Here is a 10,512-nt window from a genome sequence, read left to right as displayed (position 1 = left end):
GGTACCTCACCCCACTCGAAACCCGAGCCAGGCTCCGGCACGACTTCACCCCTGCAGCGTAAGCACCCGCTGTCCAAGATCAGGGGGGAACTTCACCAGGCCGAAAGCGCCGGCGACACGATCCGCGCCGCCATGGTCGCCTCGGGGCGGTCGTGGATCTATCTGCGCGATGCCCGGCTCGACCAGGCCGAACAGACCGCGCGGGCATCGTACGAGAACATCGAACCCCGCTACGGGGATCGTGACCTGGGGTTGTTGGCCACCTACGGGTGGCACGTCACCTTCGCGGCCGTCGTCGCAGCCCGTCAGGGGAACGTGGACGGCGCCGACGACCTGTTGTCACAAGGGCATGCGGTCGCGGCCCGGATGGGCCGGGACGTGACCGTGAACGGCACGGCGTTCGGGCCGACCACGGTCACCGCGCAGGCCATCGGCATCACCGTTTCCACCGGGCGTCCCGCCAAGGCGCTCGGGCTGTTCGACTCGATGGGTGACCTGTCCGGCCTCACTCCGTCGGCCCGCAACCGGATGATGCTGGACGTCGCCCTCGCGCAGGCCGACACCCGGCAGGGCGACACCGCCTTGGACACACTCCTTGACGTGTGTTCGGGTGCGCCCGGTTGGGCCCGGCACCAGGCACTGCCCGGGGTGGTCGCGCAGAAGGCGAGCGCGGGCAGCGCGACCACGGCCAAGCTGCGGAAGCTGTCGAGCATCCTCGGGACTTCTGTGATCATCAGCTGACGGAGAGTGATATGGGGCGTATCACTCGGCTGCGGTACGACTTCCGGAAGTGATACGCCCCATCCGTTCACCGATCGTGGCGGGCGGGCAACAGTAGGCGCATGCTGATGACCAGTCATCAACGCGCCGCCGCGACCCGCGTCGCGTTCCTCGCACGCCTCATGAAGGACCAAAGGCACCCCACCGGGGGCCGCAGATGACCACCCCGACTGACGCCTCCCCGTGGCCGGTCCGCGAGGAATCCTGGACCGTTCAGCCCGGCGACATGGCGGCCGTCGCCGCATCCCGCCGGCGCGCAGTCGCTGCCGCCCGCGCCTGGTGCCCCGAGGAGCTGCCGGAGGAGACCGCCGCCGCGATCCGCTGTGTCATCGCCGAACTGGTCACGAACGCCCTGCGGCACGCAGGTGATGCCGGACCTCGCCGTCCTGGTCGCCGACGGCTCGCCGAAGCCTCCCAGGCCGCGCGACCCCTACGCGGACGGCACTGCCGGCCGAGGACTCGCGGTGGTCGACGCCGAGACGATCGCGTGGAGCTGGCGCCCGGACGGCGCCGGCAAGGTCGTCAGCGCGACGATCGCCCTTCCCGGCTACACCGGGCGGCCCGCTGGCGCCGGCACGGCGCTCACGGCCCGTGTGAGTGCCGCAGCACCACGCCCAACGTCCACACCATCGCGTGCCCCGGCAGCGGCCGGCGCCACCTCACCATCCGATCGGCGCGCCGAACCGATGCCGCAACTACCGCAACGGAGGAGAGCAGCACGTGACGTACACGGAGCAGGGCGCCGCCGCTGGGGTCCTTGGAGTCACGGACCGGGACCGCGCCGGGAAAGTTGGGTGCCGCCTCAACGCACTTTCCACTGCTGGCAGCTGCAAGGTTACGCCCTCGCGGCGTAGACGGAGATCGTCCAACCGCAGAGCGGAACGTCAGACTTCCCGTTGCGCGACCCGTAGGACGACTTCGCTGCTGCGGTAGTTGTCCTCGCCGCACACGATGACGGTCACCTCCGCCAGGCGAGCCCGGACGGCGAAGCACCCGCTCAGCCTGATCTCGATGGCCTCCGCCTCGTGCCCGTCCACCGACAGCACCGCCGGACTCTCCTCGACGGCCCGGCACTCCCGCACCAGGTCGGGCAGCCGCTGGTGGCGGGCGAGTGGCGCCTCGCCGTCCTGGACTGCCCGCTCGTTGAGGAACACCGCGAGGGGGGAGGCGAGGTCATCCAGGGGCCGTACCCGCACCGTCTCGGGCAGTTCCCGGATCGTGCGCACGATGACCTGTGGAACGCGGCGTGCCTGGTACTTCACGTCCAGCGACCACGGGTACCCGTCGGCGCCGCCCTGCCCCAGGGTGCGCGTCCAGGCGGCCGGCGGGTCGGGCAGGAACGCCACGGGCTTTCCGAAGCGCCGCAGTTGACCCTCGTCGCCTCCCTCGTCGGGTGAGGGCAGCGGTCGGCCGGTGCTTCGGTACATAGGTGCCTCCGGTAGAGCTGGGACAGGGCCGGGAGTCACGAACTCCCGGCCCTGCCAGTCTGTCTGTCCTGCTAGCTGATTGTGTAGTGCACGGTGGCGGGACCCGCCGTGCAGGTGCCGCCGTCTACCAGTAGAGCCCAGGAGTAGGTGGGGTTGATCTCCGAGTAGGCAGCTCCCGCGGACAGGTGCCGCAATGCGCGGTGGTCACTCCAGCCGTTGGTGGTCCCGATCCTCTCCGGGGGCCACTCCTGGTTGCTCACGCCGCCTGGGTCCACGAGGGTGACGTCCCAGCTGAAGTAGTTGGTGGCGCTTTCGGTCATTGTGAAGCCGGTGTACAGGTCGCCGGCAACGGTGCCGCCGCCCCACGGGTCGAACTCCAGGAAGGCCCCGCCGCAGTCTCCCCACAACTCGGTGGAGACGTTCGGTACTACGGAACCCTCGGCAGCAGGTGTCGGCTTGACCGCCTCGGCCTTCTTCAGCGCGGCGTCGAGCTGCGTGGCGGTGGCGTCCTTCTTCACCGAGTACTGAACGCCGTTCGGCGCGGTCAGGATCCTGTAGCCGTTCCTGTCGGCCACGGCCGAGTCGAACTTGCTGTACTTCATCCCGGCGTCGATGCGGACCTTCTTACCGGACGCGAGTGCCTCCTTGATCGTGTCGCCCGACGGCACGCCGGTCCCGTGGACGGCCTGCGCGGTGGTGTTGGTCTGTTGCGGTGCGGCATTCGCGACGGTCGGCCCCGCAACTGTGAGCGTGAACATCGTGACGGCAATCGCTGTCTGCTCGAGCACCTGTGCCCCCCTGTGTGTGCCGCGACATCCCCCCAGCGCAGTGTGCGCCTGGTGTGACGGCAGGGGATTGACGCTACGTCTGCTCGACAGTCGCTCACCAGGCGTACGCTGCGGATGGCGTGAACACGCCCGAGGAGGGGCCGATTCCGGTAGCCCCCGACTGAGCAGGGGAACGACCTGGGAGCTAGCAACCTGATTACTGGCACGGATAGTTGGGTTGTCGCCAGCAGTTCCCAAGTTACTGCTCCAGTGGGACTGCTCCATGTGGCCTGATGGCGGGGAGTGAAACGAGGCCGGCGCATGGCTGGGACGGCTTTGAGGAGGACGTCCCACCCACGACTCACCGCAGCGCATGTAGAGACAGCGCCGTGGAGAGCCCACCGCTGTGCTCGACGATCTGCCGACGGATACGTGGGGCCACTTGTTCGTGCGACCTCCACGCGAACGTCACCCCGCCCCTGCAGCGTCCCCGCTACGCTCCCCACTCCCAGCCCGCCGACCAGGGCAGAAGGAGAACTCCCGCTGGAGTAGCCGAGGTTGTTGACGACCATTCAGAAGCCAGCCGGGCCCGTAGCAGTCGTGAGTGCTTGCTACGGGCCCGTCGTGCCGGCTGCGTCCTCAACTGCCGTGGCGTCAGGTCAGAACCGCCCGCCGTGCGGCGTGGGCAGGGCGTCGAGCTCGGCGAGGTCGGTCGCGCTCAGCTCCAGGTCGCCCGCGCCGGCGTTGTCGGTCAGGTACTTCGGGGTCTTGGTCCCGGGGATCGGGATCACCTGCGGGCCTTGTGCCATCAGCCAGGCGAGTGCGACCTGCGCCGGGGTGGCGCCCAGGCGCTCGGCGAGCGTCCGGACCTGGGCGACGATGGCCAGGTTGTCCCGCAGGACGTCCTGCTGGAACCGCGGCAGGCGGCGGCGGAAGTCGTCCTCGGGCAGCTCGTCGAAGGAGGCGAAGCGGCCGGTCAGGATGCCCTGGCCCAGTGGGGACCAGGGCAGTAGGGCGATGCCCTGGTCCTGGCAGTACGGCAGCACCTCGGCCTGCACGTCGCGGGTCCAGAGCGAGAACTCGGACTGCACCGAGGCCACCGGGTGCACCGACTGGGCCCGCCGGATCTCATCCACCGTCGCCTCGGACAGGCCGAGATGCCGGGCCTTGCCGGCTGCCACGGCCTCGGCCATCGCGCCGAAGGTCTCCTCGACCGGAACCTGCGGGTCCACCCGGTGCAACTGGTAGAGGTCCACGTGGTCGGTGCCCAGCCGGCGCAGGCTCGCGTCGATCGAGGTGCGGATGTGCTCGGGGCGCCCGTTGTTGCCGAAGAGCGGGGAGTTGTCGGGGCCGCCGGTCGGGTCGGTGACGACCAGGCCGACCTTGGTGGCCAGCACCGCGCGCTCCCGGTGGCCGCCGGCCAGCGCGCGGCCGACCAACTCCTCGTTGGCGAAGGGCCCGTAGACGTCGGCGGTGTCGATCAGCGTCATGCCGAGGTCCAGGGCCTGGCGGAGCACCGCGATGGCCGTGTCGTCGTCGCGCGGGGCCGCCATGTCGTAGGCGAAGCTCATGCCCATGCAGCCCAGGCCGAGGACGCCGACCTGCGGGCCCTTGGTACCCAGTGTGGTGGTGCGCATGTGCTCTTCCCTCCGGAGGTTGGTGCTTCGGGCGGCCGCCGACCGAACCTGAGTCGTCGTCACATCATGAGTATAAGCCGAAACTCACGGTGACGATGGTGCGAGCTCAGCGGCCAGCCAGCAGCTCGACGACCGGAGCGAACGCCGTCATGTCCCGTTCCTGGATGCACACGTAGGAGATGCCGTAGCGCTCCCGGCGGGTCAGCAGGGTGTCGGCGATCTCGGCGGGTGTGCCGACCAGCAGGGTGGGGACCTCCAGGAGCTGCTCCGCCGTGAGATAGGGGAGGCGGCGCCGCATGGCCTGGGCGGCGGCGCGGCGGTCCTCGGTGATCAGCACCGTCTGGACCATGATGTTGCGCTCCACCGCCGCCGCGCGCGGGCCGGCCTCGGCGGTGAAGAACGACACCCGCTCGTCCATCGCCTCGGCGTCGATGAGTTGCAGGGTGCCGCGGGCCGAGCCGGGCGCGAGGACGGCGCCGGCGAAGGAGACGATGTCCGCCTGCCGGGCGGCCAGCCGCAGGACCCGGTCGCCGTTGCCGCCGATCAGCAGCGGTGGTGCCTGGGTCGGCCGGGCGAAGCCGAGGGCGCGCGGGTCGGTCAGCAGGCCGCGCAGGGCGGCGGCGGCATCGGAGAGCCGGCCGACCCGACTGCCGGCGGTGCCCCAGTCCAGGCCGGCGGTCTCGAACTCGGCTCGGACGTAGCCGGTGCCGAGCCCGGCCTCCACCCGGCCGTCGGTCAGCTCGTGCGCGGTCAGCAGGTCGCGGGCCAGCAGGACCGGGTTCCAGAAGCCGCTGTTGAGGACGAAGGTGGTCAGCCGGATCCGCTCGGTGGCGGCGGCCGCGGCGACCACGGCGAGGAACGGGGACTGCACGCCGAGGTGGTCGGGGACCGCGATCACCTGGTAGCCGAGGCGTTCGGCGCTGCGGCAGCTCTCCGACCACTGCCGGCGCCCCCCGGTGGGGACCAGGTTGACGCCGAAGCGGAAGTTTCGCATGGGAGTTCAGCTCGTTTCGGTGGTCTGGGTCGGGTCGAGGGCGAGGACTGGTAGGTCGCTCAGCTCCTGGAAGCGGTTCAGCAGGTCGGCCAGGTCACCGGCCAACTTCCCTGCCGCGCCGGCGTCGAGGAAGCCGCCCCGGTAGGCGAGGGTGCCGTGCAGCGCGTCCTCGCGCGCCGTGAAGGTCACGGTGAGCCCGAACTTGTTGGTCGCCTCGTCCGGCAGGTCGTGATCGAGTGAGGCCAGCCGGGCCGCCCCGAGGGTGCCGGCCCAGCGGGTGGTGCTGACGCTGTTGAGCATGCAGTCGACGTAGGGGGTACGGCCGGAGGTACGCGGGGGGCGCAGCGTGCGGACCACCTCGTCGAAGGGCGCGCTCTGGTGCTCGAAGGCCTCGATCACGCTCTCGCGAGTCGCGCGCAGCAGGTCGGCGAGAGTCGTCCCGGGGGTGCAACGCGAGCGCAGTACCACGGTGTTGAGGGACGGACCGAGGACCTCGTCGAAAGCGCCGCCCGCCCGGTTCGCCACCGGCACACCGAAGGTGAGGTCGGCTTCGCCCGACCAGCGGTGCAGGGCCGCGGCCAGGGCCGCCGCGGTGACCATGAACTGCGAGGCCTGCCAGCGCTGCTGGACCGGGCGCAGCCGCCGGGTCAGGTCGGCCGCGAGCGGCAGGGCGGTGCTGCCGGGGGCGAGGCCGGCGATGGTGGCCGGCCCGAGGGTGCTGGGGGCGCCGGCCAGCCGGGCGGACCAGTACCCGAGGTCCGCGGTGGCCCGCACCTGGCCCGCGCCGACCTGCTGGGCGTGCACCAACTCCCGGTACTGGCGCGGCTGCGGCAGCTGCGGGAGTTCGGCCGGGTCGCCGCCCGCCTGCTGGTGGCAGCGGGCCAGCTCGCTCAGCAGGAGCGGCACCGACTCGCCGTCGAGCACCAGGTGGTGGACGCACAGGGCGAGCAGTTGCTCGCCGGAGGGCAGCGTGAACAGGCCCGCCGCCAGCAGCCGTCCGTCGGCGGGCGCGAAGCCCTCGGCGGCGGTGTCGGACCAGCCGCGCAGCCACCGGTGCGGGTCGGCGGCGGCCGCGGCGGTCAGCGCCGCCTGCGCCAACTCGGGCTCCCAGGCCGGGCCGACCTCCTGGAAGAGCCGGCCGTCGTGGTCGACGAAGCGGGTGCGCAGGATCTCGTGCCGGGCGACCAGCAGGGCGAGCGCGGCGCGCAGCCGGGCCGGGTCCAACTCCCCGTGCACGCGCCAGGAGAGCGGGATGTGGTACCTCGCGTGGCTCGGGTCCAGGCGTTCGGCCAGCCAGATGCCCTCCTGGAAGCCGGCGGCCGGGAAGACCTCGCCCCACTCGGCGTCCTGGACCTGGGACGGGGTCGCCGGCACCGCCGCCGGGGCGGTGCGCTGCCGGTCCACGAGTTCGGCGATGTCGACGAGCCTGGGGTGGCCGAACAGCTCGCGGACCGTGAGCGCCACGCCCAGCCGCTCGTTGATCCGGGCCAGCAGCGTGGCGGCGATCAGCGAGTGGCCGCCCAGCTCGAAGAACGAGTCCTCGGGCAGCAGGTCCGGGACCCGCAGTACCTCGGTCCAGATCGCCCCGACCTCCGCGATCGTCTTCGCCGAGACGGATGCCTGGTCCACCGCGGGCTCGGGCGCCGCCGCCTCCGTCTCCGGGTTCGAGCGGTGGGTGACGGCGGGCAGCAAGGCGGTGGCCTCGGCCAGGGTGCGGTGCGGGTCGGCCGCGAAGTCGGCGAGCACGGCCAGGAAGTCGCGCGCCAGCGCGTTGGTGGTGGCGCGCCCGACCGAGCCGGTCGCGTCCTTCCAGAGCATCCGGCTGCCGTTGCTGCCCTCGTTCAGCTGCACCATGAACCGGTAGTCGGCGATGTCCGTCGAGTCGAGGTAGTGCAGCGAGCAGCGCGAGTGCTCGCCGACGAGTTCGAAGTGGTAGACGTCGAGGCCGACTTCGGCGCTGGTGTTCCAGTACTCCAGGACCACCTGGTGGGTCTGGCGGCGGCCGCCGGGGCCCAGCAGGTTCGCGGCGCGCAGGATGCTGGGGAGCGGCAGGCCGCCGTGGCGCAGGCCGGCGCGGACCGTCGAGTGCAGCTCGCGCAGCAGGTCCGCGAAGCTGTCCGACGGGCGGATGCGCTGGCGGAACGGCAGCACGTTGACGAAGAAGCCGACCCGTCCGTCCAGCGCCTTGTCCGAACGGCCGTGGTAGGGAGCGGAGATGATCAGGTCGGCGCTGCCGGTGTGGTGGTGCAGCGTGACGAAGAGCGCGCCGAGCATCACGGTGAAGTAGGAGTGCCCCAACTCCTTGGCCCGGTCGCGCACCCGTCGGGCCAACTCCGGGTCCACGGTGAAGGGCCGCGCGTCGTCGGCAGCTGAGTCGTCGGCACCCGCGTCGTCGGCGCCGGTCCTGTCGTCGGCGGTCCCGTCGGCGGCGGGCAGCGGCCGGGCCGGCGGCAGCTCGGCCAGCGCCTCGCGCCAGTACGCCCGCAGCGGCTCGCCGCTCTCTCCTTCGGCCGCCTCCCGCGAGCGCCGGGCGTACTCGATCAGCGGCGTGAGGTCATCCGGTGGCGCCAACTCCTCGCCCCCGTAGGCCCGGCGTAGGTCGTCCAGCAGGACGGGGATCGAGGCGCCGTCCAGCGTGATGTGGTGCACCGTGATCACCAGTACGGTCCAGTCGCGGCCGGTCAGCAGCTCGACCCGGCTCAGCGGGCCCGCGTCCAGGTCGAACGGGACGCGGGCCGCCGCCAGGGCCGCCGTGCGGGAGCCGTCCACCTCGCGCACGGTGACCGGCACGGTCTCCTCGGTGGTGCCGGACCAGTCCAGGCACATCCCGTCGGCGCCGCGCGCCACCCGAGCCCGCAACGCGGGGTGGCGGCGCATCAGTTGGGCGACGGCGCCGCGCAGGCGCGGCAGCTCCAACGTGCCGTCGACCACCAGGGCGAGCGGGATGACGTGCTCCCACTTGGCGGGGTCGAGCTGCCAGGTCACCCACATCGCCTCCTGGGTGACCGACAGGGGGAGCTGGGTCGGGGGCAACTGGGTCGGGGGAAGTTGCGGGGTCGACACGGACTGGTCCATCAGGTCCTCCTCTGGCGGTGGGCTAGCGCAGTTGCTCGGCGAGCGCGCGCTTGTCGGTCTTCCCGGAGGGACTCAGCGGCAGCGAGGGCACGTTGACGAACCGTCCGGGCACCATGAAGGCGGGCAGCGCGGCCCGGGCGTGGCTGGTCAGCCGCTCCGCCAGGCCGTCGGCTGCCAGCCCGCCGTCCGGGGCGGTGTAGAAGGCCACCAGCATCCGCTCGCCGACGCGACTGGTGGCGGGCACCACCACCAGGTCGCCGACCCCGGGTGCCCCGCGCAGCGCCGACTCGACCTCGCCGATCTCGATCCGGTAGCCGTTGATCTTCACCTGGTCGTCCGCGCGTCCGGCGTACTCGAGGGCGCCGTCGGCCCGCAGCACCGCGAGGTCGCCGCTGCGGTAGTACCGGCGGGGCTGGCGGCCCGGCAGTGCCAGCACCGGGTAGCGCTCGGCGGTCAGCTTCGGGCGGTCCAGGTAGCCGATCGCCAACTGCTCACCGGCCAGGTGGATCTCGCCGATCTCGCCGGGTGCGACGGGGCGGCCCTCCGGGGTGAGCACGGCCAGCTCGAAGCCGTCCAGCGGCAGGCCGATGTTGAGCGCGGGGTCGGCGGCGCCGGCCGGCGCCGGCGAGCCGACCGGCACGTCGATCTCGGCCGGCAGCAGCGTGCGGCCGGTGGAGAAGACGGTGGTCTCGGTGATGCCGTACATGTTGACGAACTCGGTGGCCGTGCCGTGCACTTGGCGCCATTCGCGGACCGCGTCGACGTCCACCACCTCGCCGCCGAAGATCACGTAGCGCAGCGAGGGCACCCCCTGGGCGCCCGGGGCGGTGCCGGCCCGGGAGAGGTAGCGGAAGACCGAGGGGACCTGGTTGAGCACCGTCACCCGCTCGGCGCGGAGCAGCTCCAGCATCGCCTCGGGGGACCGGGCGGCCTCGGCGGAGACCACCACGAGCTTCCCGCCGTGCGCGAGGGCACCCCACAACTCCCAGACGGAGAAGTCGAAGCAGTACGAGTGGAAGAGCGTCCACACATCGCTGTCGTCGACCGTCACCAGCTGGTCGCAGGCCGCCAGCAGCGCCGTGACGTTGCGGTGCGAGACCTCGACACCCTTGGGGGTGCCGCTGGACCCGGAGGTGTAGATCACGTAGGCCGGCACCTGCGGGGTCACCGCCGCCTCGGCCGCGCGCGGCAGCTCGGCCGCCCAACTGCTCGAGCCGATGCCGAGTACCCGCCGCGCCGCCGGGGCGGTGGCCTCGCTGCCGGAGTCCGTCAGGATCAGCTCGACTGACGCATCGTCAGCCATGTACTGCACGCGCTCGGCCGGGTAGGACGGGTCGAGCGGGACATAGGCGCAGCCCGCCTTCAGCGTGGCCAGGATCGCGACCACCACCGCGTTGCCGCGCCGCAGGTGCAGGCCGACCCGGGCGCCGGGCCCCGAGGTCTCGCGCAGGATCGCCGCCGCCAGCCGGGCGGCTCGTTCGTCGAGTTGACGGTACGTCAGTTCCTCGTCGGCGTCGCAGACGGCCGGAGCGTCGGGCCGGAGCTCGACCTGCTGGGCGAATATCTGGTGAAGGCAGAGTTCTGACTGCACGGTGCTGTTCTCCACTCCTCTTCGGGGTCGGCTAACGGACGCTGAGCGGGCGCTGGTCGGTCCAGGTCTCCCTGATGTGGGCCAGGCAAGCCGCCTTGTCGCCCGTCACGCCGACGCCCGTCCAGCCGGCCGGCAGCTCCCGGCCCTCGGGCCAGATGGAGTACTGCTCCTCGTGGTTGCGCACCACGAGGTACTGGCGGTCGTCGCCATCCTCGAACATGTCGTGATCCTTCTCGTGCTG

At 71.8% G+C, this 10,512-nt stretch carries 7 protein-coding genes and 1 pseudogene; 1 reads left to right on the top strand and 7 read right to left on the bottom strand.

All coding sequences use genetic code 11. From position 1 onward, the window contains the following. Positions 1 to 741: pseudogene (locus P3T41_RS09865) on the top strand (transcriptional regulator); the annotation flags it as partial. 923 nt (positions 742 to 1,664) lie between these two features. Here the strand turns inward: P3T41_RS09865 and P3T41_RS09860 are convergent. From P3T41_RS09860 to P3T41_RS09830, 7 genes are all read right to left on the bottom strand, one after another. Further along, positions 1,665 to 2,207: a hypothetical protein gene (locus P3T41_RS09860; protein WP_280689261.1), complete on the bottom strand. Its 543-nt coding sequence runs from the start codon at positions 2,205 to 2,207 to the stop codon at positions 1,665 to 1,667. Between the two features lie 71 nt (positions 2,208 to 2,278). Next, entirely contained in the window at positions 2,279 to 2,995 is a 717-nt protein-coding gene (locus tag P3T41_RS09855; RefSeq protein ID WP_280689260.1) for a hypothetical protein, read from the bottom strand. A gap of 638 nt (positions 2,996 to 3,633) precedes the next feature. Next, positions 3,634 to 4,611 (bottom strand): aldo/keto reductase, encoded by a 978-nt coding sequence (locus P3T41_RS09850; protein ID WP_280689259.1) that lies wholly within the window; start codon positions 4,609 to 4,611, stop codon positions 3,634 to 3,636. Between the two features lie 106 nt (positions 4,612 to 4,717). Beyond that, positions 4,718 to 5,605, bottom strand: a complete 888-nt coding sequence (locus tag P3T41_RS09845; RefSeq protein ID WP_280689258.1) for a TIGR03621 family F420-dependent LLM class oxidoreductase — start codon at positions 5,603 to 5,605, stop codon at positions 4,718 to 4,720. A 6-nt stretch (positions 5,606 to 5,611) separates the two neighbouring features. Then, positions 5,612 to 8,680, bottom strand: a complete 3,069-nt coding sequence (locus P3T41_RS09840) for a condensation domain-containing protein (protein ID WP_280689257.1) — start codon at positions 8,678 to 8,680, stop codon at positions 5,612 to 5,614. A 22-nt stretch (positions 8,681 to 8,702) separates the two neighbouring features. Further along, complete coding sequence (locus P3T41_RS09835) at positions 8,703 to 10,271, bottom strand: amino acid adenylation domain-containing protein (RefSeq protein ID WP_280689256.1); 1,569 nt, start codon at positions 10,269 to 10,271, stop codon at positions 8,703 to 8,705. Positions 10,272 to 10,302: 31 nt separating this feature from the next. Continuing rightward, entirely contained in the window at positions 10,303 to 10,491 is a 189-nt protein-coding gene (locus P3T41_RS09830) for an MbtH family protein (protein ID WP_280689255.1), read from the bottom strand. Positions 10,492 to 10,512 lie beyond the last annotated feature (21 nt).

The organism is Kitasatospora sp. GAS204B (genome assembly GCF_029892155.1).
Taxonomy (GTDB): Bacteria; Actinomycetota; Actinomycetes; order Streptomycetales; family Streptomycetaceae; genus Kitasatospora.
This window is presented reverse-complemented; position numbering and strand designations above follow the sequence as displayed.